Here is a 26,756-nt window from a genome sequence, read left to right as displayed (position 1 = left end):
GCTTTCATTTTCGCTTATATCATACAAAATAGAAAATAGATCTATATCATTGCGTTGCATTTTTATTGAATTGTCAGTTTTTGCGAATGAAATAATCTGAAACATTCATGCCTTTTTTGCGTATTAATCAAAGCGCTGGCTGTTGCGTGATTATTTGAAAAACATGTTATCAAGATGTTTTATATCGGTGTGCTTTGCAGGCGAATTACCCCAAAAAAGAGCAGCGACAAGCCGCCTGAGGTGTGGAAGCATACTTTTACGCTGATAAGGAGAATTAAAGTGAGAGTGATTTATATCGACGGTTCGCCGCTGTGCCGTTTGGGGATGAAAACATTATTGGGAGAAGGAGTGATAACCTTATCCTCGCCCAATATTAATATTATTAAAAATATAAGCCCTGCGCCTGATTTAATTATCATGGATTTTCCCCATGAAATTTATCGGTTCGAAGCGTATTTGCGATTTATTCACGCCTCACGTGCTGAATATGAAGGCGTCCGGATACTGTTCTTCGTCGATAAGACTTCGCCGCTGATCCTGGCGTTTATCGCGGCGGCGCAGCCGGATGCGATTTTGCACAAACGGGAAGCGCTACAGGTGGTGCGGGAGACCTGCGCGGCGCTGAGCCGCCGGGAAAAGGCGAGCGAACGGCGCGCGCTGAACAGGCATCGGGCGGCGGCGATCACGCCCGGTGAGGCGGCGGTGCTGTGTGAAACGGCCCGTACGGAAGATATCCGCCTGACCGCGCGGCGGCTGAATTTGCACCCGAAAACCGTTTATTCGCACCTCAACAATGCCGGCAAGAAGTTCGGCATCCGCAATCGGGTGGAATTGCTGAAGATGATTGCGCTGCTGTAGATCACAACGAACGGGCTTGGCCGACGGCCAGCCGCCATTGCGTCATTTCGTCGGCGCCCGGCCCGGCCGCCAGCGCCAGGTTTTGCGCCGGCAGCGATTCGCCGGTCACGGCATCCACCGCGCGCAGGGTGGCAGGGTGGCCGGTTACGCGGTCAACCACGCGCAGCGGCGGCCCGGCCAGCTCGGACAGATTCCATTTGTCGCCAATCTGAATCATCGCCATCACCAGCAGTCCGAGATCTTTTCCTTTCTCCGTCGGCAGATACTCATAACGAGCGGGGCGCGTTTGGTATTGCCGCTTTTCGATAAGGCCGTGGCTTTCCAGGGCCTTGAGCCGGTCGGCCAGCGTATTGTTGGTGATGCCGGTCGAGTGGCGCAGATCGTCATAGCGCGAGAGCCCCAGCAGCAGATCGCGCATGAGAATAGCGCCCCAGCGATCGCCCAATGCCGACAGCACGTGCGCCACCGAGCACGTCATGCCTTCAAACCCTTTTGCTTTCACGTTGCTTTACCTCCGCTTGCCGCCTGATTGCCGAGAATGTTATCGCCTCGGCTTGATAACTTCAATAATTGGAGTTATTACTCTTATTATTGGAGTTTATCATTAACAGCGGCTGATGGCCTGAGCGCCGGCCGGAAACCCGCGCCTTCACCGAGGAGAAAACGTTATGCCACTGTGGCAGATTTACCACCCTGAGCCGGCCTTCAGCGCCGCCGATAAACGCGCGATTGCGCAGAAGGTCACCGCCCTGTACCAGGACTTTTTGCCGCGCTTTTACGTCAACGTGTTCTTCCACGCGCTGCCGCCAGGTTCGGCCTATCTCGGCGGCGAACCGGCCGATGATTTCGTGCGGGTGACCATAGACCATATCGCGCGCGCCATGGACAACGACGCAGAGCAGCAGCAATTCCTGGCGGCCTGCACCCGCATCCTGCACCCCTACATCGCCGCCCGCGGGCTGCGCTGGGAATTGCACGTCGACGAAACGCCGTTCTCGCTGTGGACGATAGACGGATTGAAACCCCCGTTGCCGGGGACGGCGGCGGGGGAGAGGTGGCGCAAGGAGAACCGGCCTTCGGCGTGGGAGGGAAGTTGATGGGGGAGCGGCGGCGGCAAAACGCTATTCGCCACCGCGAACCGTTATCAGCGCTTAGTCTTTTCGCTTAAAGACCTTCTGCCGCAGCCAGTGTTTGATCTGGCCCCAATACTCTTTGCCCAGCAGGGCGATGGCAATGACAAACAAGGTTTCACCGACCACAACAAGCGTAGAGACAACGACAATCTTGTACGGGATGTCGAGGAACGGAATGACAGGAAATGCCAGCCAATACAGCAGAACTACGATAAGCATGGCAAACCCGGCTTTTTTCCTCCCGCTCAGGTTCTTGCTGCGTGCCAGCAGGCTGGGCAACTTGCGCAGCCAGTTTTCAAGATCGTCAATCAGGGTATAAACGACAGGGATAACCAGCAGGCTCAGCACGGTGGAGGTGATCAATCCTCCGATGACGGCCACCGCCATCGGGCTGCGGAAGCTGGGGTCGGCACTGCCGAAACCCAGAGCCACGGGCAACATGCCCGCCCCCATCGCTAACGTCGTCATGATGACGGGGCGGGAACGTTTGTGGCAGGCATCAATCAGCGCCTCTGTCCGGCTCATGGGTTTATTGAGCACTTCGCCATTCGGGCCGTAATGGCCGCGCCGTGACTCGATCGCATAATCGACCAGCAGTATCGAGTTTTTGGTCGCAATCCCCATCAACATGATTAACCCGATCAGGGATGACATCGTGAACGACTGGCCCGCCAGCAGTAACCCAACGAATGCGCCGCCCAATGACAGCGGGAGCGCGGCCAGGATGGTGATCGGTTGGAAGAAGTCTTTGAACAGCAGAACCAGCACGACATAGATGGCCAGGATGCCGGCGACCATAGCCGTGCCGAAACCGGCAAACAGTTCCTTCATCATTTCGTCATCACCCTGCACAACCTGGTGCACGCCGACCGGCAGATTCTGGATTGACGGCAGCTTCGCCACCTGAGCGGCCAGATCCCCGAGTTGGGTGCCCGACAGTTCCACGTCAAGGGTCACACTGCGTGTGCGATTGATGCGATTAATCTGCGCCGGCCCACTGCCTTGCTCAATATTGACGATCTGATTGAGCAGCACCGGGCCTCTGGCGCCGGGTACGGTCAAACGTTCAAGTAGCCCCATATCTTCACGGATGTCCTTTGACAGCTTGACGACGATCGGGATCTGGCGCTGCTCCACGTTGAATTTAGACAGAAACTGATCGTAGTCACCTACGGTTGCAATACGCAAAGTATCGGCAATCGCGACGCCCGATACCCCCAGATCGGCCGCTTTGGCGAAATTGGGTTGCAGGAGGATTTCGCTGCGCGCCAGCCCGGCACTGGAGGTAATGTTACCGAGGCCGGGGAGCTGCCGCAGGTCACTTAATACTGAATCGGCCGCCTTAGCCAGCCGCTGAGGATCATCACCGGCCAACACCAACTGGTATTTCTCACCTGAGCCGCCAAACCCCACTTTGCTGCGAACCCCCGGAAGTGCTGCCATTGCCGTGCGTATCTCGCCTTCGATGACCTGCTTCTTCGGGCGCGCTTGACGCGCATCCAACAACACCGTCAGCGTTGCCATGCGAACGTCGGTTTTCCCATCGGAAGCCATGACATCGCCGCCCGTTGCACCGCCACCGATGGTGGTATAGATGTTACGGATATGCGGGATGGGCGCCAGGCGATGCCGAGCGAGTTCTGCCATGGCCTGGGTTTGTTCCAGCGTGCTCCCTGGCGGCAGCTCCAACGTCACCTGCGTCTGGGAGTTGTCATCTGCAGGGAAAAAGCCCTGGGGCAGCAGAGGGATAAGCATCAGAGAGCCAATAAAGAACCCGCCGGCCAGCGCCAGGGTGAGCCCGCGGTGCCGCAGCGTCCACCGGCAGGCGCGCAGGTAGATCGCCATCCAGAAAGGATCGCGCTGAGGGCGCACATGCGGTTTCATCAGGTAGGCGGCCATCATCGGCGTCAGCAAACGCGCCACAACCAGCGAGGCAAACACCGCCAGCGCCGCCGTCCATCCAAACTGCGTGAAGAATCTTCCGGCAACGCCGGACATGAAGGCCGTCGGCAGGAAAACGGCGATCAAGGCAAACGTCGTGGCGACGACGGCCAGGCCGATTTCCGATGCGGCATCCATCGCGGCCTGGTACGGCGGTTTACCCATGCCGATGTGGCGTTCGATGTTCTCCACTTCGACGATGGCGTCATCCACCAACAGGCCAATCACCAGCGACAGCGCCAGCAGCGTGACGATACTGAGCGAAAAGCCCATCATGTCCATACCGATGAAGGCCGGTAAAATCGACAGAGGCAACGCCGCCGCCGAGATCAACGTCGCCCGGATATCGCGCAGAAACATGAAGACCACCAGGATAGCGAGAATGGCGCCTTCATAAATCATGTGCATGGAGGCGTCGAACTCCTCCTGCACAGGCCGGACAAAGTCGAAGACCTGCGTGATGTGCAAATCAGGCCGCTCTGTGCGCAACTGCGCCAGAACTTTCTCCACCTTGTTGCCGACCTCGACTTCACCGGCGCCTTTGGCGCGCGTGATCTCAAAGCCCACCACCTTCTTGCCGTTGAGGAGCGCAAGTGCACTGCGTTCCGCAATGGTGTCTTTCAGCGTCGCCACGTCGTCCAGGCGAAAACGTTGCCCGCCGGGCAACGACAGTTCCACCGCGGCTAGTTCATCCACGTTCTTGACGCGGGCGACCAAACGCAGCGGTTGTTTTCCCCGCCCCAGATCGACTCGCCCGCCCGTCGCGTCCATCTGTATATCGCGCAACTGACGGGAAACTTCGGCGGCGGTGGCGCCAATCGCCTCCAGTTTGACCGGATCGAGTTCGACTTGAACCTCACGGTTCACGCCGCCCACACGGGTGACCGACCCTACGCCGGCGACGCCTCTCAGACGCCGCGACAGGGTATTGTCCACGAACCAGGACAGTTCATTCTCATCCATCTTGCTGGCGCTGATGGAAAAGGCCAGGATAGGTTTGCCCGTGATGTTGAGCTTGCGAACGATAGGATCACGTAAATCCGTCGGCAACTCGGTGCGAATGCTTTGCACGGCTGACCGGACTTCATCCACCGCTTCCTGAACGGGTTTTTCCAGACGAAACTCTGCTGAGATATCGACCAGCCCATCCTGGATCGTGGTGCGCAGGTTCTTCAACCCCTGTACCGAAGAGACGGTGTCCTCCAGCTTGCGCGCCACCTCCGTTTCGAGCTGGGGCGCGCCGCGCCCGGAAGCGAAGCGGACACGGTGACCGTAGGCACATCCATGTCCGGGAAGCTCTGGATCTTCATCAATTTGAAAGAATAAAAGCCGGCAACGCTCAAGATGACAAAGAGCAAGATGGACGGAATAGGGTTGCGAATGGACCAGGTTGAGATATTCATAATGGGCCTCTTAGCGCGGATCCGATGAGTGGGAAGCCTCGGCCGTGTTGGCCAACTGGACTTTATCGCCCTCATTGAGGAACACGCCGCCGCTGGCGACGATGCGTTCCGCGCCTTGAAGACCGGACAGGATCTCCTGCTGGTCATTCACCAGACGGCCTACCGCGACTTTAAGCGGATGTGCATGCAGCTCGTCATCTACGGTGAACACCAGGTGAAAACCGTCGCGCGCCACGACGGCGGATTGCGGCACGGTCAGCCCTTGCCGATCGCCTACCGTAATCGTACCGCTGGCATACGTGCCGGGCCGAATCGGCGAGGCATTCTTCGCGGTTGATGGGAGGATGTCCACATAGGCAATTCCGCGGCGCGAGGTCGAATTGACCGTCGGTGCCGCCAGGCGCACGATGCCTTCCCAGGTGTTACCGCCAGGTGAAGCGATCTGCGCTTTTTGCCCCGGTTGGATTTGTTCCAGCTGCTGCGCCGACAATTCCGCTCGCCATTCAAATTTTCCCTGGCGGATCAGGCGGAACATTTCGGTGCTTTGCATAGGAACTGAACCGACCGCGGCCGATCGCGCGGAAATGATGCCGTCATCGGGGGCGCGCAATATCGTCTGGTCTAGTCGCAACTGCTGGGCCGCCATCCGCGCTTTCGCCGATTCCAGACGCGCCTGTGCCGTCTTTTCCTGGGTTAACAGCTTTTGGATATCCTGTTCGCTCAGGCTGCCGACACCGCGCAACAACCGCGCTCGTTTTCCATCCGCTTGCGCATTCAACGCGACCGCTTTCGCTTCGTTGAGATCGGCTTTCGCCAGCAGCCAGTCATTCATCACGGAGTCGCGTGTAAATTCCGCCAGCGGTTGGCCCTGGCGCACCACATCCCCTTCCTGCACCAACAGTTTTTGCACGCGCAGCCCATTGGCTTCCGGGCTGATGATCGCCTCTTGCCAGGCCGCAACAGAGCCATTGGCCGTGACGGTGCGGGAAAGGGACTGTCTTGCCGGCGTTGTCAGGGTCACTGTCAGCGTCGGTTTATCTGCCGGTGGGGCAACCTTGTCCGCCGGCGTATCGCAGGCCGATAAGGCGGCGGCAATCGGCATCGCCAGCACGGCTGCATGCAGGCTCCGCAAAGACCAAAAGCGGGGACGCGTGTTTTTAGCTATCAGTTGTGTCATCGGGAGAACCCATAAGGTGAATGATTTGTCGAACCTGTCGCCAGCGGTGCGGCGATGTATTGCTCTGTATTGAATTTCAAACGAATACGGCGCTGTCCTGCAGCGGTTCAGCCTGGCGTTGAATCCTTGTTCGCTCTGACGCAGTGAACAGACGCCGTATCCACTTCCGCACTGTCGATCGCACGCGGCTATGATGCTCAGGCGGTTCAGCCTGCCAATCCGCCGCGCTTTCGCCGGGGTCGGTATCCACGCTCGATAGATCCAACGTCCAGGGAACAGAATGCTTGGTTGTGTGGCGGTTGATCCCGCTTCCATCGGCAGCGGTCTTGCCACGCTCGGCGACTTCCTTCTGAGCAGATTGAGACGCCCGGCGAGGGGGCGTTTGTATCGCCCGTTCGAAGGATTCAGGCAATGGCGCGCTTTGGGTAGAGAACGCGTGTTGTCGCCGGCAGGTACGCGATGCGTAATAGAGGGCCGCAGCCTCTGTCGCAACCAGTTTGCGGGCGTCATTCCATAACGCTTGAACGCACTCCAAATTTGCGCGCGCAACCGACGTTTGTGCTCCGCGCTCATTCTCCAAGTGACTGGGCTTGCCGGCCGGAGCGCGCAAGCGCCGGGCGCCGGATTCATTTCGGGCGGGGGGCCATGCATTCCACACAGACACATGCGCCGAGCCAGGCAGGGAGGCCCGCCATTTTGTTGGAACATGCTGGGTTCCTGACAAACGGTCTGATGCAGGTGCGGTTGCGCAAGCGCAGAGGATCAAAGACACGCTGAGAATAAGAGAAACGAATATGAGTCGGCGGAGCCTTGGATAGGGCCGTGTTCGCAGCATTTTTAGTTTTGAAACGGGTGGCATGATTGTCGTGTCTTTTTAATGCGTGAGTACGCACTCATTATATAATTAAAAAAAGAAGCTAGATGGCTGTATGAGCGTCAGGAAGCTCAATGGCTCGCATCATGGCTTCATAACCTGCGCGTTTGTAAATATCCAGCAGGTGAGGTTTTTGAACGGCCATATCGATAACGCCATTGGCCATTACCGTGCAAATCATGCCCTGAAACTCGCTCGACTGCGGTAAATCCAGCCCCTGGACCAACGGAATACCCAGTTGGGAAATATCACCGAACCGTACGCTTCTTTCCCTCTGTGCGCTGGATAACTTGCCGGAGACCATCAATTTGTTTCCTGTCGCATACGCGGCGGGATTGGCGAGCGCCCAGTCAATGTAGGCATCCCAGGCGGCCTGCATGTTATCTTTACCAGGCGAAACGTCCTGCAAGCTTTGCGTCAGCAGGCACTCCATTTCATCAAGCAGGTAATCGCAGACTGCGCTCAGCAGTACGTCCTTATTTTCAAAGTAGCGGAACAGCGTACCCTCCGAGACGCCAGCCTTCCTGGCGATGGCCGATGTGGGCGCCGCTAATCCTTGTTCGGCAAAAATGTCGGTGGCGGCCTGCAAGAGCGCCTGCTGCTTTTCTTCACTGCGGGGACGGGCCACTTTGAGGCTCCTTTAATAAGTGAGTAAACACTCATTATAAGACTGCAACGGAAGATGACAAGCTTTTTCCTGTAGGACAAAGTATCAACACGAGAGCCATTTTCGTGCAGCGATGCGGATAATGCCGTCATGAAGGGCGCAATAAAACGTACGGCGAAGATCGTTCAGTGGGAAAGAACCGGGAGGGTGAGACGGCGTCCAGGTTGCCAAAACGCAGGCCCTGGAGACAAAAAAATCCACGCCGAAGCGTGGATTTTTCCGTTTCCGGCAGCGGAGAAAAGCGCTGCGGAGAGAGGCTTAGACGTTGAACAAGAAGTTCATTACGTCGCCGTCTTTGACGATGTAGTCTTTACCTTCGGAGCGCATTTTGCCGGCTTCTTTGGCGCCTTGCTCACCCTTGTAGGTGATGAAGTCGTCATAGGAGATGGTTTGGGCGCGGATAAAGCCTTTCTCGAAGTCGGTGTGGATCTTGCCGGCCGCCTGCGGGGCGGTGGCGCCTACCGGGATGGTCCAGGCGCGCACTTCTTTCACGCCGGCGGTGAAGTAGGTTTGCAGGTTCAGCAGTTCATAACCGGCGCGGATCACGCGGTTCAGGCCCGGCTCTTCCAGGCCCAGTTCGGCCATGAACTCGTCGCGCTCTTCATCTTCCAGCTCGGCGATGTCGGATTCCACGGCGGCGCACACGGCAACCACCACGGAGCCTTCGGCGTCGGCGATTTTACGCACGGTGTCCAGGTACGGGTTGTTCTCGAAGCCGTCTTCGTTGACGTTGGCGATGTACATGGTCGGCTTCAGCGTCAGGAAGCTCAGGTATTTGATCGCCGCCTTGTCTTCATCGGTCAGATCCAGCGCGCGCAGCATGCCGGCGTTTTCCAGGTGCGGCAGGCATTTCTCCAGCGCCGCCAGCTCGGCTTTAGCGTCTTTGTCGCCGCCTTTGGCTTTCTTCTGCACGCGGTGGATGGCGCGCTCGCAGGTGTCCAGGTCGGACAGCGCCAGCTCGGTGTTGATCACGTCGATGTCTTCGGCCGGATCGACCTTGTTGTTGACGTGGATGATGTTGTCGTTTTCGAAGCAGCGCACTACGTGGCCGATGGCTTCGGTTTCGCGAATGTTGGTCAGGAACTGGTTGCCCAGGCCTTCACCTTTGGACGCGCCTTTCACCAGGCCGGCGATGTCGACGAATTCCATGGTGGTCGGCAGAATGCGCTGCGGCTTGACGATCTCGGCCAGCTTATCCAGACGCGGATCGGGCATCGGCACCACACCGGTGTTCGGTTCAATGGTGCAGAACGGGAAGTTGGCTGCTTCAATGCCCGCTTTGGTCAACGCGTTGAACAGGGTGGATTTGCCTACGTTAGGCAGGCCGACGATACCGCATTTGAATCCCATGTTGTAATCACCTTAAATATCTTAACTATCAGCCGGTTAGATTTAACCGACTGCATAAAGGGCAAAATAATGCCGCCATTATACACGTAATGGGCGTTTATCTCGATCAGACTTGTTTGGCGGGGCGATCCGCAGCAGGAGAGGAGACGCCGCGTGAGCGAGGAGACCTTCCACCCGCGTGGCTAAAAGCCGGCAGCGGGCAGGGCGCCCGCTGCGGCAAGGTTCAGGCTTGCGCCTTGAAGCTGTGCAGGCGCTGAACGGTTTTTTCCAGCCCGTCCTTCATCAGCATCTCGGTGCAGCGCAGCGATTCGTCGATCGCTTCGTCGATCATCTTCTGCTCGCTGGCCGGCGGCTTGCCGAGCACGAAGCCCACCACCTTGTTCTTGTCGCCCGGATGGCCGATGCCGATGCGCAGGCGATAGAAGTTCGGGTTGTTGCCGAACTTGTTTTGGATGTCTTTCAGGCCGTTGTGGCCGCCGTTGCCGCCGCCGAGCTTGATTTTGGCTACGCCGGGCGGCAGATCCAGCTCGTCGTGCGCCACCAGGATCTCGCTTGGTTCGATGCGGTAGAAGTTGGCCATCGCCAGCACCGCTTTGCCGCTCAGGTTCATGAAGGTGGTCGGCACCAGCAGGCGCACGTCGTTGCCCGCCAGGTTCAAACGGGCGGTATAACCGAAGAACTTGCTCTCTTCTTTCAGCTGCTGATTGTGGCGCTGGGCCAGCAGATCGACGTACCAGGCGCCGGCGTTGTGGCGCGTCTGGGCGTATTCCGCGCCCGGGTTAGCCAGGCCGACTATCAATTTAATACTGCTCACTGAGTGATTCGCTATGATCAGGGTAATGGAAAGGGAGTTAGTCTACCTGTCGGGGCGGCGAATGACAAAATCCGATCTCCGCCGTCGTCGCAGGTAACAAAGACGAATGATTCATTAGCTGAATAATTCAATTTGTCCGCTAATTTTCAGCCGTGTGTTAAGAAGTGTCAATAATTCTTTACCATTGTGATCGCCTCCGCAATCCCCTTGCCGCAGCAAGGGCTATACTTAACTTATCAAAGTGGGTTAACAAGTTGCAGCGTTATCCCGGTTGGCACATGGCAATCATGGAGGTGGCATATGAAACGTAGAAACGCGGACAGAGTGGGCAACTTTTTTATGGGGCTGGGCCTGGTCGTGATGATCGGCGGCGTCGGATACTCCATTCTTGCTGAAGTATCGCAGTTCAATTTACCGCAATTTTTCGCCCACGGCGCCATCATGAGCATCTTCGTCGGCGCGCTGTTGTGGCTGGTGGGCGCGCGTATCGGCGGCCGCGAGCAGGTGGCGGATCGCTACTGGTGGGTAAAACACTTTGATAAACGGTGCCGCAACGATCAACATCGTTCGTCGCATTGATTAAAAAAGCAGAAGGGAAGCAAGAGCAGGGCAAGGGAACATCTGCCGTGCATTAAGGTTTGAGGTCATGTCGGACTACAAGTAGAAAACCCGTTGTTGCTCGCGCACCAACGGGTTTTTCTTTTTCTGCTGTCGGGCTCGCTATCTTTCCGGCACGGTGGGCGCCGCACCGGAAAGACGACGAATCAATGCTCGAACATCGCAGAGATCGACTCTTCGTTGCTGATGCGGCGGATGGCTTCAGCCAGCATGCCGGACAGGGTCAGAGTGCGAACGTTTTTCAGTGCCTTGATTTCCGGCGACAGCGGAATGGTGTCGCAGACGATCACTTCATCAATCACCGAGTTCTTGATGTTGTCCACGGCGTTGCCGGAGAAGATCGGGTGCGTCGCGTAGGCGAATACGCGCTTGGCACCGCGTTCTTTCAACGCTTCAGCCGCTTTACACAAGGTGCCGCCGGTGTCGATCATGTCGTCGACCAGCACGCAGTCGCGGCCTGCCACGTCACCGATGATGTGCATCACCTGAGAAACGTTCGCGCGCGGGCGACGTTTGTCGATGATGGCCATGTCGGTGTCGTTCAGCAGTTTGGCGATAGCGCGGGCACGCACCACGCCGCCGATATCCGGAGAAACCACGATCGGGTTTTCCAGATTTTGCTGCAGCATGTCTTCCAGCAGGATCGGGCTGCCGAACACGTTGTCTACCGGTACGTCGAAGAAGCCTTGAATCTGCTCAGCATGCAGATCCACCGTCAGAACGCGGTCAACCCCTACGCTGGAGAGAAAATCGGCGACAACCTTGGCGGTGATTGGCACACGCGCGGAACGCACGCGGCGATCCTGGCGGGCATAGCCGAAGTAAGGGATAACGGCGGTAATACGACCTGCGGAGGCGCGACGCAGGGCGTCGACCATCACAACCAGTTCCATCAGGTTGTCGTTGGTCGGGGCACAGGTGGACTGGATGATGAAAATATCACCGCCGCGTACATTTTCGTTGATTTGCACGCTCACTTCGCCGTCGCTAAAACGACCTACAGCGGCGTCACCAAGGCTGGTGTACAAACGGTTGGCAATACGTTGTGCTAGTTCCGGGGTGGCGTTACCAGCAAAAAGCTTCATATCAGGCACGAGAAGAACCTCAGGCTTGCGTCCAGAGAAGATATTGTCATGCGACATCGCCAAGGGGCAGTCGGCGACGCCGGCGCAATATACATACGGGTATGTAAAACTAAAATTGAGACCGCAGGCAGCGCAGGGATAACAGGGCCAGGTGTGCATGACCCTGCGCAGCGAAACGTTGAGCTACGACTCAAACCGCCCGGAACGGATGCGATGTAGTGGGGAGACGTTAACGCCGCGCGCTACAAAACCACACAACCACTCCGGGGCTTGATTTAACACCTGACGGGCGGCGATTTCTGTGTCGAATTCAGCAAACACACAAGCACCTGTGCCAGTCAGGCGTGACGGGGCGTATTCTAACAGCCATGAAAGAAGCTGTTCAACCTCGCGAAAACGTTTTCTTGCGATCGGTTCGCAATCATTTGCGTACGGCGCCTGCAACAGCTCACTTAAGGAGCGAACCGGGGTGTTTCTTTTCAATTCGGCGTCGCCGAAGATAACCGGCGTCGGGATGCCGACGCCGGGATGCGCCACCAGATACCATTTTTCCTGCGGCTCGGCCGGCTGCAGGCGCTCGCCGATGCCTTCGGCGAAGGCGGCGTGGCCGCGCACGAACACCGGCACGTCGGCGCCGAGGCTGAGCCCCAGCTCTGCCAGTTGGTCGTCGCCAAGACCGCAGCGCCACAATTCGTTCAGCGCCACCAGCACGGTGGCGGCGTTGGAGGAGCCGCCGCCCAAACCGCCGCCCATCGGCAGGCGTTTGTCGATGCTGATATCGGCGCCGCGCGGCGCGGTTTGCAGGCCGCGTTCATCGCAATAGCGTTGCAGCAGGCGGGCGGCGCGCACGATCAGGTTCTGCTCGTCCGGCACGCCCTCAACCGGCGTCAGCAGGTGAATGCGGTCGTCCTGGCGTGGGTCGATGGTCAGGGTGTCGCCGTAGTCCAAAAACTGGAACAGCGTCTGCAGCAGGTGATAGCCGTCTTCACGACGGCCGGTGATGTACAGAAACAGGTTGAGTTTCGCGGGGGAGGGCCACTGGCGGATCATTTGAGTGTCCAGTTATCCATCTTCAGCTTGATGCGCTGGTCGCCCTGCTGCAGCTCCAGACGGTTCGGCAGCGTCGGCTGCACCTCGTTGCTGTAGCCCTGGTAATCCACTTTCCAGGTCTGGCCGCCTTGCTGGTAGGTCAGTTTGCTCAGACGATATTGGTCATCCAGCGCAAAATCGCTGGCTTCGCCCGGCAGGCCGAGCATCCACTGGCGCAGGTTGTTCAGCGGGATCGCCATGCCGGTCAGCTTGCGGATCATCTCTTCCGGGTTGTCGCTGACGTAACGTTTGCCCTGGTTGTCGGTCAGCTGCACCACGTTTTTCTGCACGTTGAGATCCATTTCCGTGCTGCCCAGTGGGTTGGTCAGCAGCAGGCGGTAGCGCTCCGGCGAGAACTGCTGCCAGAAGAAGCGGGCGTAGACTTTTTTCTGATCAGACAAGTAGGCGAAGGAGCCGCGGGTCTGATAGGTGCTGAGCTGTTGCACCGCCTGCTCATGGGCGCGCCACTGCGGTGAGGTTGGGCTGGTGGCCGGGCCGGTCGGCTTGGTGGTGGTACAGGCGGCCAGCACCAGGCTGGCCAGCGGGATCAGACGGAGCAAACTAACTTTGCGTATTGGCATAACTTTCTCTTGTCCTTTTGTCCTTGCGGGCATGCGCGACGAAACCCGGATTCAGCGCTCACGCTAACGGGGCGGCGGCGACGCGTCAATTTTTTGCTGCATCGCGTTGAATCTTGCCGCTTTTACCGGCGCAATACCAACCTGGCACGCGCGTCGGGGTCGCCATTAAGCGTAACACAATCGGCCGAAGGCGGGGGAGGCGCGCCCGATAAGCGGTGCCGGAGTTGCGCAAACGCCGCCGCTGCGTACGCCGAATAGCGTGCGCGTTATCGCAAACTGCGCTAAAATTTAAGCAATTAACCTACCCTATGACTATTTATCCTGCTGTATTTATTGCTTATTCATTAATTGATGTCATCTATGACAGCGATTGAACGGAAGATGCGGTTGTTACTTTTATTGATCCCGCGCATCAAGTAGAATGCCGTTCAACGAGAACCCGTACCAAGATAAGTATTACTCGAAGCAATGACCCTGCTGGCGTTAGGTATAAATCACAAAACCGCTCCGGTTTCTCTGCGTGAAAGGGTGACCTTCTCGCCAGAGTCCATCGATGAGGCGCTAACCAGCTTGCTCCAACAACCGTTGGTGCAGGGCGGCGTCGTGTTGTCCACCTGCAACCGCACCGAGCTGTACCTCAGCGTAGAGCAACAGGAACACATGCACGAGCAGCTGGTCGCCTGGCTGTGCGCGTACCACAACCTGCGCCCGGAAGAGGTGAAGAAAAGCCTGTACTGGCATCAGGGCAACGACGCGGTCAGCCATCTGATGCGGGTGGCCAGCGGGTTGGACTCACTGGTGCTGGGCGAACCGCAGATCCTCGGCCAGGTGAAAAAGGCCTTCGCCGAGTCGCAACGCGGCCAGTCGCTGTCCGGCGAGCTGGAGCGGCTGTTCCAGAAATCCTTCTCCGTCGCCAAGCGCGTGCGCACCGAAACCGAAATCGGCGCCAGCGCGGTCTCCGTGGCTTTCGCCGCCTGTACACTGGCGCGGCAGATCTTCGAATCGCTGGCCGATCTCAACGTATTGCTGGTGGGCGCCGGTGAAACCATCGAGCTGGTGGCGCGCCACCTGCGCGAACACAAAGTGCGGCACATGATCATCGCCAACCGCACCCGCGAGCGCGCGCAGCTGCTGGCGGACGAGGTCGGCGCTGAGGTGATCACCCTGCCGGAGATCGACGAACGCCTGGCGGACGCCGACATCATCATCAGTTCCACCGCCAGCCCGCTGCCGATCATCGGCAAGGGGATGGTGGAGCGCGCGCTGAAGGCGCGCCGCAACCAGCCGATGCTGCTGGTGGATATCGCCGTACCGCGCGATATCGAGCCGGAGGTCGGCAAACTGGCCAACGCCTATCTGTACAGCGTGGACGATCTGCACGCCATCATTCAAAGCAACCTGGCGCAGCGCAAAGCGGCGGCGGTGCAGGCGGAGTCGATCGTGCAGCAGGAAAGCACCAACTTCATGGCCTGGCTGCGCTCGCAGGGCGCGGTGGAAACCATCCGCGACTACCGTTCGCAGGCCGACCAAATTCGCGCAGAGATGGAGGCCAAAGCGCTGGCCGCCATCGCGCAGGGCGCCAACGTGGAGCAGGTTATTCACGAGCTGGCCCATAAACTGACCAACCGTCTTATTCATGCCCCCACCAAATCCCTCCAGCAGGCCGCCGGCGACGGCGACGTGGAGCGGTTGCAGTTATTACGCGACAGCCTCGGGCTGGATCAGCATTAGTTTTCTCTATTAACAGGGTTTATTACCACGCATGAAGCCTTCTATTGTTGCCAAACTGGAAGCGTTACAAGAGCGCCATGAAGAAGTGCAGGCGCTGCTCGGCGATGCCGGCGTCATCGCCGACCAAGACCGGTTCCGCGCGCTGTCGCGAGAATACGCGCAGCTGACCGATGTCAGCCGCTGCTTCCTGGAATGGCGTCAGGTGCAGGAGGATCTGGAGACGGCGGAAATGATGCTGGACGATCCGGAGATGCGCGAGATGGCGCAGGAAGAGCTGAAACAGGCGCGGGCGAGCAGCGAAGAGCTGGAACAGCAGCTGCAGGTCTTGCTGCTGCCGAAAGATCCGGATGATGAGCGCAGCTGCTTCCTCGAAGTGCGCGCCGGCACCGGCGGCGATGAGGCGGCGATCTTCGCCGGCGATCTGTTCCGCATGTACAGCCGTTACGCCGAAGGCCGCCGCTGGCGCGTCGAGGTGATGAGCGCCAACGAAGGCGAGCACGGCGGCTTCAAAGAAGTGATCGCCAAAGTTTCCGGCGACGGCGTGTACGGCCAGCTGAAGTTTGAATCCGGCGGCCACCGCGTGCAGCGCGTGCCGGAAACCGAATCCCAGGGGCGCATCCACACCTCCGCCTGCACCGTGGCGGTGATGCCGGAAGTGCCGGAAGCCGAGCTGCCGGACATCAACCCGGGCGATCTGAAAATCGACACCTTCCGCTCCTCCGGCGCCGGCGGCCAGCACGTTAACACCACCGACTCGGCGATCCGCATTACCCACCTGCCGACCGGCATCGTGGTGGAGTGCCAGGACGAACGTTCTCAACACAAAAACAAAGCCAAGGCGATGTCGGTGCTGGGCGCGCGCATTCGCGCCGCCGAGATGGCCAAGCGCCAGCAGGCCGAGGCGTCCACTCGCCGCAACCTGCTGGGCAGCGGCGATCGTTCCGATCGCAACCGCACCTACAACTTCCCGCAGGGGCGGGTGACCGACCACCGCATCAACCTGACGCTTTACCGCCTGGATGAAGTGATGGAAGGCAAACTGGACATGCTGATCCAGCCGATCGTGCAGGAGTATCAGGCCGATCAGCTGGCTGCGCTGTCCGCCGAGCAAGAGTGATGGATTATCAACACTGGCTGAAAGCCGCCGCCGCGCGTTTGACCCACAGCGACAGCGCCCGGCGCGACGCGGAAATCCTGTTGGGTTTCGTGACCGGCAAGGCCAGAACCTTCCTGATGGCGTTCGGGGAAACCCTGCTGACGCCGCCGCAGCAACAGCAGCTGGAGACGCTGCTGGCGCGCCGCGAACGCGGTGAGCCGGTGGCCTATCTGGTGGGCGAGCGCGAGTTTTGGTCGCTGCCGCTGTCGGTCTCGCCCGCGACGCTGATCCCGCGCCCGGATACCGAATGCCTGGTGGAACTGGCGCTGGCGCGCCTGCCGCCGCAACCCTGCCACTTCCTCGATCTCGGCACCGGCACCGGCGCCATCGCGCTGGCGCTGGCCAGCGAGCGCCCGGATTGTTCGGCAATCGGCGTCGATGTGCAGCCGGACGCGGTCGCGCTGGCGCAGCACAATGCGCGCAAGCTGAAGATCGACAACGTTCGATTTTTACAGGGCAGCTGGTTTGCGCCCGTGGCCGGGCAACGCTTTGCGCTGATCGCCAGCAATCCGCCCTATATCGACGCCGCCGATCCGCATTTGTCGCAGGGCGATGTGCGCTTCGAGCCGGGCAGCGCGCTGGTGGCCGCCGAGCACGGGCTGGCCGATCTGGCCGCCATCGTGCGCCAGGCGCCGCACTATCTGCAGCCACAGGGCTGGCTGCTGTTGGAACATGGCTGGCAGCAGGGCGAGAGCGTGCGCGCGCTGCTGCAGGCCGCCGGATTTTCCGCTGTCGCCACCCACCGTGATTACGGCGACAACGATCGTGTGACGCTCGGCCAATGGCCGGGATAAGCGCCCCTCATAATAACGACGCCCGGGCCATCTAAGGGAGCATCATGACTGCATACACCGCGTTGAAACATTTCCATTTGCTGACGGTCGCCATCAGTATTACCTTGTTTGTGCTGCGTTTTTACTGGCAGTGGCGCCGCTCGCCGATCGTGGGGCGCCGCTGGGTCAAGATAGCGCCGCACCTGAACGACACGCTGCTGTTCGTCAGCGGCATCGCGCTGGTGGTGACGTTCGGGTTTTATCCGCTGCTGGGTATGGACTCATGGCTGACCGAGAAGCTGTTTGGCGTTATTATCTATATCCTGCTTGGCTACGTCGCATTGGGCAAGAAGACCAAAAGTCAGCGGCTGCGAACCGTGGCGTTCGTGCTGGCGTTGGGCTGTCTGTATCTGATAATTAAACTTGCCACGACGAAAATACCGTTTCTGATGGGATACCTATGAGTAGCATTGCTGATTTTGAATTTAACACCTCGCCACTGAGCGAAGGGGTGATCCTGGTGTCGCAGTCGGTAAGGCGTGATTTCCCCGCCGCCGACGTGGAGCGCAAGCTGCAACAGCTGGTGGACGAAGCGCGCGCGGCGGTGCCGGCCGACATCACACAGGAGCAGCAACTGGATGCGCTCATCGAACTGTTCTACAAAACCTGGGGATTCGGCGGCGCCAGCGGCGTCTATCGCCTGTCGGACGCCATCTGGCTGGACAAGGTGCTGGAGGGGCGGCAGGGCACGCCGGTTTCGCTCGGCACCATCTTCCTGCATATCGCCAACGCGCTGGATTTGCCGCTGCTGCCGGTGATTTTCCCCACTCAGCTGATCCTGCGCGCCGATTGGCTGGATGAAGAGCTGTGGCTGATCAACCCGCTGAACGGCGAAACCCTGAGCGAACACCAGCTGGAAGTGTGGATCAAGGGCAACCTGGGGCTGGGCGCCGAGCTGGAAGACGACGATCTCGACGAATCCGAGAACATCATGGTGGTGCGCAAGATGCTGGATACGCTGAAGGCCGCCCTGATGGAAGAAAAGCAGCTGGAAATGGCGCTGCGCACCAGCGAAACGGTGCTGTGCTTCGATCCGGAAGATCCGTACGAGATCCGCGATCGTGGGCTGATTTACGCCCAGCTGGAGTGCAACCATATCGCGATTTCCGATCTCAACTATTTTGTCGAGCAGTGTCCTGAAGACCCGGTCAGCGAAGTGATCAAAGTACAGATCCACTCGATTGAGCCGAAACAGGTGACGCTGCATTAATTCAATGACTCCGTGCAGTTTGCAAGGCGACGGTTACAACCTTAACAAAGGCGAAAGCATGAAACAGAAAGTGGTTAGCATTGGCGACATCGACGTAGCAAACGACCTGCCGTTTGTGCTGTTTGGCGGTATGAACGTGCTGGAATCGCGCGATCTGGCGATGAGCATCTGCGAGCACTACGTCACCGTGACGCAAAAACTGGGCATTCCTTACGTTTTCAAAGCCTCTTTCGACAAAGCCAACCGTTCTTCCATCCACTCGTACCGCGGTCCGGGCCTGGAAGAAGGGATGAAGATCTTCGAAGAGCTGAAGAAAACCTTCGGCGTGAAAATCATCACCGACGTTCACGAAGCGGCGCAGGCGCAGCCGGTTTCCGAAGTGGTTGACGTGATCCAACTGCCGGCCTTCCTGGCGCGTCAGACCGATCTGGTGGAAGCGATGGCGAAAACCGGCGCGGTAATCAACGTCAAGAAGCCGCAGTTCGTCAGCCCAGGGCAGATGGGCAACATCGTCGACAAATTCAAAGAAGGCGGCAACGACCAGGTGATCCTGTGCGATCGCGGCAGCAACTTTGGTTATGACAACCTGGTGGTCGACATGCTGGGCATCAACGTAATGAAGAACGTGACCGGCGGCCATCCGGTGATCTTCGACGTGACCCATGCGCTGCAGACCCGCGATCCGTTCGGCGCCGCGTCCGGCGGCCGTCGCGCTCAGGTGGCCGAGCTGGCGCGTGCCGGCATGGCGGTTGGCCTGGCAGGGCTGTTCCTCGAAGCGCACCCGGATCCGAACAACGCCAAGTGCGACGGCCCGTCCGCGCTGCCGCTGGACAAGCTGGAGCCGTTCCTGGCGCAGATGAAAGCCATCGACGACCTGGTGAAGAGCTTCCCGGAGCTGGATACCAGCAACTAAGCGTTCATCGCCAAAAAAAGCCCGACTCGTCGGGCTTTTTTACGTTTAGGCGCCGGTGTCCGCCAGCGCTTCCGGCAGCGTCGGGTAGAACTGCAGCCGGCCCTCGATCGGCTGCACCCGCGCGCGCGCCAGGGTTTTCAGCGGCTGGAACGGCACGTCGTGATCACCAGCTTTTTATCCGCCGGCAGCACGTCGATAAAGCGACGCAGGGCGCTCAGGCCGCCGGCGTCGAGCACCGGCACCGCATCCCATTGCAGCACGATCGTCCGATAGCCCTCGCTGCGCGCCAACAGTTCGGTAAAGATGCGCTCGGCGGCGGCGAAGAACAGCGGGCCGTTCACTCGCAGCACCAGGCGGCCATCGTCGGCGCTCAGTTCGCTCAGCCGCGTCATGCGGGCGATACGGCGCATAAACAGCAGCGACGCCAGCACGATGCCCACGGTAATGGCGATCACCATGTCGAACAGCACCGTCAGCGACATGCACAGCAGCAGCACCAAAATATCGTCCTTCGGCGCCCGGCGCAGCAGGTAAACCACCTTGTGGGCCTCACTCATGTTCCAGGCGACCATCAACAGCAGCGCCGCCATCGCCGCCAGCGGCAGATAAGAGAGCCACGGCGCCAGGACCAGCAGCGCCAGCAGCACCAGCAGCGCGTGGATGATGGCGGATACCGGCGAGGTGGCGCCGGCGCGCACGTTGGCGGCCGAACGGGCAATCGCGGCGGTCGCGGTGATGCCGCCGAAGAACGGCGCGATGATGTTGCCCGCGCCCTGGCCGATCAGTTCGCTGTTCGAGTTATGCTTCTTGCCGGTCATGCCGTCGAGCACCACCGCGCACAGCAGCGATTCGATCGCCCCGAGCATCGCCATCGAAAACGCCGCCGGCAGCAGGGCGGAGACGGTTTGCCAACTGAGGCTGAACGGCTGCCCGCCGCCGCCCGGCAGATCCCAGGGCAGCAGCAGCTGCGGCAAGATAGGCGGGATGCCCTGGCCGCTGCTGCCGTCGGCCAGCAGGTAGCTGAAACGAGAGCCGATGGTCGCCACCGGGTGGTCAAACAGCGTCAGCAGCCCCATCAGCGCAGTGCCTGCCAGCAGCGCCGGCAGGTGGCCGGGTACGCGCAGGCCGAGTTTGGGCCAGAAGATCAGGATCAAGAGCGTCACCGCGCCGATCAGGGTATCGCCGAGATCCAACGTCGGCAGCGCCTGCAGCAGGGCGTACAGCTTGCCGACGTAGTTTTCCGGCGTGTGCGCCAGCTGCAAACCGAAAAAGTCCTTAATCTGCATGGTGGCGATGGTGATGGCGATACCGGAGGTAAAACCGAGCGTCACCGGCAGCGGAATGTACTCGATCAGCCGGCCAAAGCGCGCCAGCCCCATCAGCAGCAGAAATACCCCGGAGATCAGCGTGGCGACCAGCAGGCCGGCCAGGCCGAACTGCTGCGAGACCGGATAGAGGATCACCACGAAGGCGGCGGTGGGGCCGGAGACGCTGTAGCGCGAACCGCCGCTGACGGCGATGACGATGCCGGCGATGGCGGCGGTATACAGGCCATACTGCGGCGGCACGCCGCTGGCGATCGCCAGCGCCATCGCCAGCGGAATGGCGATAATGCCGACCGTCACCCCGGCGATGGCGTCTTTCAGCAACCGCGCCAGGCTATAAGGTTCCCGCCAGCAGGCGTCTATCAGCGCGCTGAAGGGGCGAATTTTGTTTATTTCATGGGTTTTCATCTACGGTGCGTACCAAATCTTCAAAAGTGAAAGGAATGGCGGGCCCGATGAGGTCCGTCTTGTCACGTGACAGATACCATACGCCTTTTGCTCAGCGGATTACCAGACCTGTATCAATTTGGCGCAGGAAATCAGAGAGTCGCCGTTTTATCCGGCGCTAAATGCCGCTGATGAGTAAGTCAGCCGCAGAATCTGCGGCTGAAAAGGAAGTGAACAATCAAGATTTTGACGGTTAACGCGGGGTGGGCAGGGATAAGCCGAGAAAATGGGCTAAAGTGCTCACCAGCAGCTGATGATCTTCTTTCTGCGGCGCGCCGGAAATGCTGATGCTGCCGACGCAGCCGAGGCCGGTCAGGGTGAGCGGGAAGGCGCCGCCGTGCACCGAATAGTCGCGTACGCTCAGCCCGTAACGCTCCTCCAGCGACGTTTGGCGCTGCTGCAGGCGCAGGCCGATAGCGTAAGAGCTTTTGTGAAAATGGTTCACCAGGTTGCGCTTGCGCCGCACCCAGTCGGCGATATCCGGCGTGGTGCCCGGCATGGCGTAATAAAACAGCGTTTGCCCGGCCAGCTGGATCTCGATGGCGATGCTCAGGCCGCGCCGCTCGGCGGCGGTTTTCAGCGCCGCACCCAGTTCCCAGGCGGTCGCGGCGTCAAAATGCGCAAACGCCAGCGTCGCTTCCTGTTCGCTGAGTGCGTGCAGTTCATCGTCGATATTCATGCGGTTCTCCCCAGATAACCCAAAGCACAGAGTAGCCTGAAGCGTTCGCCATGAGATAGACGGCTTAGCGATAAGATAGAACTGCTACTCTATTAATAGACCGTGTAAAATGGCCGCCGCCGAAGCGGAGACGACAGGGATGCGTTATTCAACGTCTGCATATTACCCCCTGGCGACACCGAGGAGCGCGCTGATTATTTATGACTTACATTGCGTCCATTTCTACCCTTTACAGCGACGCCTGCATCACCTACGCCACGCTGTCGATAAGCTATTTCCTGCTCAGCAAGAATGCCCCGTTTTCTTATCAATCCGCACGGTGGAAGCGCGTCGTTTTCGGCCTGCTGGCCGGCGTGGCGGCGCTGTACTTAAGCCAGGACCGCCTGGAGCTGACCGATAAGGTTCACTACAGCTTTGCGATGATCCCGATGATTTTGGTGACGTTCTTCGGCGGCGGCGTCAGCGGGCTGGTAAGCTTTCTGTTCGCTATGGCACTGACCGGCGGCTTCACCGTCGATAACCTGTTCATCGCCTCGATTGTCGCGCCGCTGCTGCTGTCGCGGGTGTGGCTGAAGAAATCCCATCGGGTGTTTTACCTGACGATCGGCGTCATCGCGCTGTATCGCATCGTTGTGGTGTGGCTGTTGGTGGACCTAAGGGGGCTGTGGCCGGATGTGTTGCTGTACCAGGCGGCTTCGGCGCTCTGTCTGGCGATTTGCTATCATGCGCTGAATTTCAAAGAGCGCCACATCTACGCCTATTTCGCGATGCGCGCGCGCGCCACGACCGACAGCGTGACCCACATCAACAACCGCGCCAGCGTCGATTATCACCTGATGCTGCAGCGCGCCGAACGTCGCCCGTGCGGGCTGATGATCCTCGATTTGGATAACTTCAAAAACATCAACGACACTTACGGTCACCCGGCCGGCGACGTGCTGCTGGCGAGCGTGGGGCGGCTGCTGCAAAACAGCGTGCGCAATGAGGACTTCGTCGGGCGCTACGGCGGCGAAGAGTTTATGGTGATCACCGCCAGCTACGATCCGCAGGTGATCGGCGGGGTGGCCGAGCGCATTCGCAGCGCGGTGGAAAGCTCGACGTTCTTGCTGAATGCGCACGACGAAGCGCACATCACAATGTCTATCGGCGTGTCGCTGTATCTGCCTGGCATGATGCTGGACAAGGCGATCGCCATGACCGACGAGGCCTTGTATGAGGCGAAGCGCAGCGGCAAAAACCGGGTGGTGACCAGCCGCGTGATGCAGCTGGCGCCGCTGGGCGCCGGATTCCCGCGCGAGTAAGCTGCCCCCGCCGCCACGGCGGGGGCGTTGGCTCAGGCCGCCAGCGTGTGTTCGCGGAACGCGTTCAGCAGCTCTTCGGTGAACGTCAGGCGTTTCTGGCGATCGGCCAGATCGAGCGTGAACTTCAGCTTGCTCGGGCCATCCAGGCGGTAAACCTGCGGATTGCCCTGCAACAGGCCGATCAGATAACCCGGGTCGACGCGGTTATTGTCGCCGAACTCGATAAAGCCGCCGCGCTCGTTGCTCTCGATGCGTTTGATCCCCAGCTTCTGCGCATGAAGCCGCAGCGCTGCGCACTGCAACAGGTTACGCGCCGCGTCCGGCAGTTGACCGAAGCGGTCGATCAGCTCGACCTTCAGCTCATCCAACTCACCGTCGTTCTTCGCGCTGGCGATGCGCTTATACAGCGACAGGCGGGTATTGACGTCGGGAATGAAATCTTCCGGCAGCAGCGCCGGCATGCGCAGCTCCACCTCGGTCTGGCTGTTGGTGAGATCTTCCAGCGACGGTTCGCGGCCGTTTTTCAACGCGTCGACGGCGCTTTCCAGCAGCTCCATGTAGAGCGAGAAGCCGACGGTGGTCATCTGGCCGCTCTGGTCTTCGCCCAGCAGCTCACCGGCGCCGCGGATCTCCAGATCGTGGGTCGCCAGCGCAAAACCGGCGCCGAGGTCTTCCAGCGAGGCGATGGCCTCGAGCCGTTTATGGGCGTCGGTGCCCATGGCTTTCGGGTTTGGCGTCAGCAGATAGGCGTAAGCCTGGTGGTGCGAACGCCCGACGCGGCCGCGCAATTGATGCAGCTGCGCCAGGCCGAAGCGATCGGCCCGCTCGATGATGATGGTGTTGGCGCTGGGAATATCGATGCCGGTTTCAATGATGGTGGTGCACACCAGCACGTTGAAGCGCTGGTGGTGGAAATCGTTCATCACCCGCTCCAGATCGCGTTCGCGCATCTGGCCGTGGCCGATGGCGATGCGCGCTTCCGGCACCAGCTCAGCCAGACGCTGCGCCGCTTTCTCGATGTTTTCCACGTCGTTGTAAAGGTAGTAAACCTGGCCGCCACGCAGCACTTCGCGCAGGATCGCCTCGCGCACCACCAGGCTGTCGTATTCGCGCACGAAGGTCTTCACCGCCAGGCGGCGCGCCGGTGGGGTGGCGATGATAGACAGATCGCGCATGCCGCTCATCGCCATGTTCAACGTCCGCGGGATCGGCGTGGCGGTCAGCGTCAGGATATCGACGTCGGCGCGCATCGCCTTGATGCGCTCCTTGTGGCGCACGCCAAAGCGGTGCTCTTCATCGACGATCAGCAGCCCCAAATCCTTCCAGCGCAGATCGCTCTGCAGCAGTTTGTGGGTGCCGATGATGATGTCCACTTTGCCTTCGGCCGCGTCGTTCAGCACCTGTTGCTGCTCTTTGGCGCTGCGGAAGCGCGACATCATCTCGATGCGGATCGGCCAGGTGGCGAAGCGATCGCGGAAGTTGTCGAAGTGCTGCTGCGCCAGCAGCGTCGTCGGCACCAGCACCGCCACCTGCTTGCCGTTTTCCACCGCCAGGAAGGCGGCGCGCATCGCCACTTCGGTTTTGCCGAAGCCGACATCGCCGCACACCAGGCGGTCCATCGCCAGCGGCTGGCACATGTCGCTCAGCACCGCGTTGATCGCCTGTTCCTGATCCGGCGTGGTTTCGAACGGGAAGCTCTGGCAGAACAGCTGGTACTGCTCGCGGTTGTGTTTGAAGGCGAAACCGGCCTTGGCGGCGCGCTGGGCGTAAATATCCAGCAGCTCGGCCGCCACGTCGCGCACCCGCTCGGCGGCTTTCTGCCGCGCGCGGGTCCAGGCGTCGCCGCCCAGTTTGTGCAGCGGGGCGTTTTCGTCCGCGCCGCCGGCGTAGCGGCTGATCAGATGCAGCGATGACACCGGCACGTACAGTTTGTCTTCACCGGCATAAGACAGGATCAGGTACTCGGCCTTGATGCCGCCGGCCTCCAGCGTGGTCAGGCCGACATAGCGGCCAACGCCGTGCTCCAGGTGCACCACCGGCTGGCCGGGATGCAGCTCCGCCAGGTTGCGGATCAGGGTATCGGTGTTGATGGTGCGCCGGTTGTCCTGCCGGCGACGGCTGACACGCTCGCCGAGCAGATCGCTTTCGCAGATCAGCGCCCGCCGGCGCAGGCCGTCGAGGAAGCCGTGTTCGGCGGCGCCGACCATCATGTAACGGCCCGCGGTTTCCGCCTGATCGAGTCGTTGGATCAAGGCAGGCGCCAGCTTGATGCGGCCGAGCAGATCCTGCAGCGTTTCACGCCGCCCCTCGCTCTCGACGGAGAAGATCACGCTGCCGTCAAAACTTTCAATAAAGCGGCGCAGATTATCCAGCGGGGATTTATGCTGCGCCTGCACCGCCAGATCGGGCAGGGCATGGTAATCCAGATTGGTATTGCCCGCTTTGGCTGGCAGCTCATCGGTTTTCAGCGCGATGCGCGGCCAGGCTTTCAGCTCGCCGAACAGTGCGTCAACGCGCAGCCACAGCGTATCCGGCGCCAGCAGCGGGCGCATCGGATCGACGCGGCGGCTTTCGAAACGCTGGTTGACGTCCTGCCAGAAGCGCTCGGCGGCGCCCTCCAGATCGCCGGTGTTGACGATCAGCGTATTGGCTGGCAGGTAGCTGAACAGCGACGGCAGCGGCTGGCTGAAGAACAGCGGCTGCCAGTATTCGATGCCGGCGGGCCAGGCGCTTTTGCTGACCTGCTGATAGATGTGCTCGGCGTCACGACGCACCTCAAACTGCTCGCGCCACTGGCTGCGGAACAGCTCGATGGCGTTTTTGTCGGTAGGGAACTCGTGGGCCGGCAATAGATTGATGGCCTCGACTTCGCTCAGCGTGCGCTGGGTGTCGACGTCGAAGATGCGCAGGCTGTCTATCTCGTCATCGAAGAAGTCGATGCGGTAAGGCTCATCGCTGCCCATTGGATACAGGTCGAGCAGCGCGCCACGGGTGGCGAATTCGCCGTGCTCCATCACCTGATCGACGCTGCGGTAGCCGGCCTGTTCCAACTGCGCGCGCAGCTTGTCGCGCGACAGGCGCTGGCCTTTTTTCATCACCAGCGCATGGCCGTGCAGGAATTCGTGCGGGCAGACGCGTTGCATCAGGGTATTGACCGGCAGAATGATTACGCCGCGCGCCATGGTCGGCAGGTGATACAGGCTCGACAAACGGTCGGAGATGATTTCCTGGTGCGGCGAGAAGCTGTCGTACGGCAGGGTTTCCCAGTCGGCCAGGGTGGTCACCATCTGATCGGTGAACTGTTGGATCTCGTCGCGCAGCCGCAGGGCGTTTTGCATGTCCGGCGCGATCAGCATCACCGGGCCAGGGTGACGTTCGACGATCTCGGCGCATTCCACGGCGCAGGCCGCGCCGGTCAGTTGCCCCAGCTGGCGCAGATCGCCCGCGCGATCGGGCAGAGAGTAACGAGGGGATGAGGAACGGTTACGGCTATCGGAAGTGCTCATTCAGGTATCTTTAATCAATGTGTTGGATGGCGTCCCGGCACGGATAACCCAGCGCCTTTATGCTG

At 59.9% G+C, this 26,756-nt stretch carries 21 protein-coding genes and 2 pseudogenes; 10 read left to right on the top strand and 13 right to left on the bottom strand.

Annotated features, from left to right (window positions below):
- Positions 1-174: 174 nt before the first annotated feature.
- The gene (locus ITX55_RS04145) at positions 175-858 is read left to right on the top strand and encodes a helix-turn-helix transcriptional regulator (protein ID WP_228287487.1); all 684 of its coding nucleotides are present in this window, start codon (positions 175-177) and stop codon (positions 856-858) included.
- A 1-nt stretch (position 859) separates the two neighbouring features.
- On the opposite strand, the gene ITX55_RS04140 is transcribed toward ITX55_RS04145, so the two are convergent.
- Complete coding sequence (locus ITX55_RS04140; RefSeq protein WP_069100075.1) at positions 860-1,360, bottom strand: helix-turn-helix domain-containing protein; 501 nt, start codon at positions 1,358-1,360, stop codon at positions 860-862.
- Between the two features lie 166 nt (positions 1,361-1,526).
- Between ITX55_RS04140 and ITX55_RS04135 the strand changes: the two genes are divergently transcribed.
- Positions 1,527-1,955: a tautomerase family protein gene (locus ITX55_RS04135; protein WP_033642750.1), complete on the top strand. Its 429-nt coding sequence runs from the start codon at positions 1,527-1,529 to the stop codon at positions 1,953-1,955.
- A gap of 54 nt (positions 1,956-2,009) precedes the next feature.
- On the opposite strand, the gene ITX55_RS23985 is transcribed toward ITX55_RS04135, so the two are convergent.
- The 6 genes and pseudogenes from ITX55_RS23985 to pth all read right to left on the bottom strand — a co-directional run bounded on the left by ITX55_RS23985 (position 2,010) and on the right by pth (position 10,217).
- Positions 2,010-2,210: a transporter suffix domain-containing protein gene (locus ITX55_RS23985; protein WP_255612233.1), complete on the bottom strand. Its 201-nt coding sequence runs from the start codon at positions 2,208-2,210 to the stop codon at positions 2,010-2,012.
- Positions 2,211-2,357: 147 nt separating this feature from the next.
- Positions 2,358-5,335 (bottom strand): annotated as a pseudogene (locus ITX55_RS04130) (efflux RND transporter permease subunit); the annotation flags it as partial.
- A 10-nt stretch (positions 5,336-5,345) separates the two neighbouring features.
- A complete protein-coding gene (locus ITX55_RS04120; protein WP_255612192.1) occupies positions 5,346-6,512 on the bottom strand; it encodes an efflux RND transporter periplasmic adaptor subunit in 1,167 nt (388 codons plus the stop codon).
- 917 nt (positions 6,513-7,429) lie between these two features.
- On the bottom strand, positions 7,430-8,014 hold the full coding sequence (locus tag ITX55_RS04115; RefSeq protein WP_033642752.1) for a TetR/AcrR family transcriptional regulator: 585 nt from the start codon (positions 8,012-8,014) through the stop codon (positions 7,430-7,432).
- 297 nt (positions 8,015-8,311) lie between these two features.
- A complete protein-coding gene (gene ychF, locus ITX55_RS04110; protein WP_025302489.1) occupies positions 8,312-9,403 on the bottom strand; it encodes a redox-regulated ATPase YchF in 1,092 nt (363 codons plus the stop codon).
- Between the two features lie 223 nt (positions 9,404-9,626).
- Entirely contained in the window at positions 9,627-10,217 is a 591-nt protein-coding gene (gene pth, locus ITX55_RS04105) for an aminoacyl-tRNA hydrolase (protein ID WP_021504829.1), read from the bottom strand.
- 300 nt (positions 10,218-10,517) lie between these two features.
- Between pth and ychH the strand changes: the two genes are divergently transcribed.
- Entirely contained in the window at positions 10,518-10,796 is a 279-nt protein-coding gene (gene ychH, locus ITX55_RS04100) for a stress-induced protein YchH (protein WP_108680531.1), read from the top strand.
- A 185-nt stretch (positions 10,797-10,981) separates the two neighbouring features.
- Here ychH and prs read toward each other — a convergent pair whose 3' ends face one another.
- The 3 genes from prs to lolB form a co-directional block, all read right to left on the bottom strand.
- Positions 10,982-11,929 (bottom strand): ribose-phosphate diphosphokinase, encoded by a 948-nt coding sequence (gene prs / locus ITX55_RS04095; RefSeq protein WP_004941061.1) that lies wholly within the window; start codon positions 11,927-11,929, stop codon positions 10,982-10,984.
- Between the two features lie 174 nt (positions 11,930-12,103).
- Complete coding sequence (gene ispE / locus ITX55_RS04090; RefSeq protein ID WP_047026265.1) at positions 12,104-12,970, bottom strand: 4-(cytidine 5'-diphospho)-2-C-methyl-D-erythritol kinase; 867 nt, start codon at positions 12,968-12,970, stop codon at positions 12,104-12,106.
- Positions 12,967-13,590: a lipoprotein insertase outer membrane protein LolB gene (lolB, locus tag ITX55_RS04085; protein ID WP_025302493.1), complete on the bottom strand. Its 624-nt coding sequence runs from the start codon at positions 13,588-13,590 to the stop codon at positions 12,967-12,969. The genes ispE and lolB overlap by 4 nt, the downstream gene beginning before the upstream one ends.
- Positions 13,591-14,058: 468 nt before the next feature.
- Here lolB and hemA point away from each other — a divergent pair, with 468 nt between their 5' ends.
- From hemA to kdsA, 6 genes are read left to right on the top strand one after another with little or no spacing between them, the layout of a single operon-like run.
- Positions 14,059-15,321, top strand: a complete 1,263-nt coding sequence (hemA, locus tag ITX55_RS04080) for a glutamyl-tRNA reductase (protein ID WP_019454778.1) — start codon at positions 14,059-14,061, stop codon at positions 15,319-15,321.
- Positions 15,322-15,352: 31 nt separating this feature from the next.
- Positions 15,353-16,438 carry a peptide chain release factor 1 gene (prfA, locus tag ITX55_RS04075; RefSeq protein WP_033652048.1) on the top strand — a complete coding sequence of 362 codons (1,086 nt, stop codon included), beginning with the start codon at positions 15,353-15,355 and terminating at the stop codon, positions 16,436-16,438.
- A complete protein-coding gene (gene prmC / locus ITX55_RS04070; RefSeq protein ID WP_149542858.1) occupies positions 16,438-17,271 on the top strand; it encodes a peptide chain release factor N(5)-glutamine methyltransferase in 834 nt (277 codons plus the stop codon). Before prfA ends, prmC begins: the two co-directional genes overlap by 1 nt.
- A 44-nt stretch (positions 17,272-17,315) precedes the next feature.
- On the top strand, positions 17,316-17,714 hold the full coding sequence (locus ITX55_RS04065; RefSeq protein WP_033642758.1) for a SirB2 family protein: 399 nt from the start codon (positions 17,316-17,318) through the stop codon (positions 17,712-17,714).
- Positions 17,711-18,520: an invasion regulator SirB1 gene (gene sirB1 / locus ITX55_RS04060; protein WP_033642759.1), complete on the top strand. Its 810-nt coding sequence runs from the start codon at positions 17,711-17,713 to the stop codon at positions 18,518-18,520. Before ITX55_RS04065 ends, sirB1 begins: the two co-directional genes overlap by 4 nt.
- A 58-nt stretch (positions 18,521-18,578) precedes the next feature.
- On the top strand, positions 18,579-19,433 hold the full coding sequence (gene kdsA, locus ITX55_RS04055) for a 3-deoxy-8-phosphooctulonate synthase (RefSeq protein WP_004941087.1): 855 nt from the start codon (positions 18,579-18,581) through the stop codon (positions 19,431-19,433).
- 45 nt (positions 19,434-19,478) lie between these two features.
- On the opposite strand, the pseudogene dauA reads toward kdsA, so the two are convergent.
- Together dauA and ITX55_RS04045 are read right to left on the bottom strand one after the other, a co-directional pair.
- Positions 19,479-21,166, bottom strand: a pseudogene (dauA, locus tag ITX55_RS04050) (C4-dicarboxylic acid transporter DauA).
- Positions 21,167-21,398: 232 nt separating this feature from the next.
- Positions 21,399-21,884, bottom strand: a complete 486-nt coding sequence (locus tag ITX55_RS04045) for a heme-degrading domain-containing protein (RefSeq protein WP_042784262.1) — start codon at positions 21,882-21,884, stop codon at positions 21,399-21,401.
- Positions 21,885-22,084: 200 nt separating this feature from the next.
- Here ITX55_RS04045 and ITX55_RS04040 point away from each other — a divergent pair, with 200 nt between their 5' ends.
- On the top strand, positions 22,085-23,185 hold the full coding sequence (locus ITX55_RS04040) for a GGDEF domain-containing protein (protein WP_047575748.1): 1,101 nt from the start codon (positions 22,085-22,087) through the stop codon (positions 23,183-23,185).
- Between the two features lie 32 nt (positions 23,186-23,217).
- Here the strand turns inward: ITX55_RS04040 and mfd are convergent, their stop codons facing one another.
- Positions 23,218-26,691 (bottom strand): transcription-repair coupling factor, encoded by a 3,474-nt coding sequence (gene mfd, locus ITX55_RS04035; protein WP_223084816.1) that lies wholly within the window; start codon positions 26,689-26,691, stop codon positions 23,218-23,220.
- Between the last annotated feature and the right edge of the window lie 65 nt (positions 26,692-26,756).

Source organism: Serratia sp. EWG9 (assembly GCF_019913725.1).
In the GTDB taxonomy this organism is placed as follows: domain Bacteria; phylum Pseudomonadota; class Gammaproteobacteria; order Enterobacterales; family Enterobacteriaceae; genus Serratia; species Serratia ureilytica.
The sequence above is the reverse complement of the archived record's forward strand: the minus strand, read 5'-3'. Positions and strand labels throughout refer to the sequence as shown.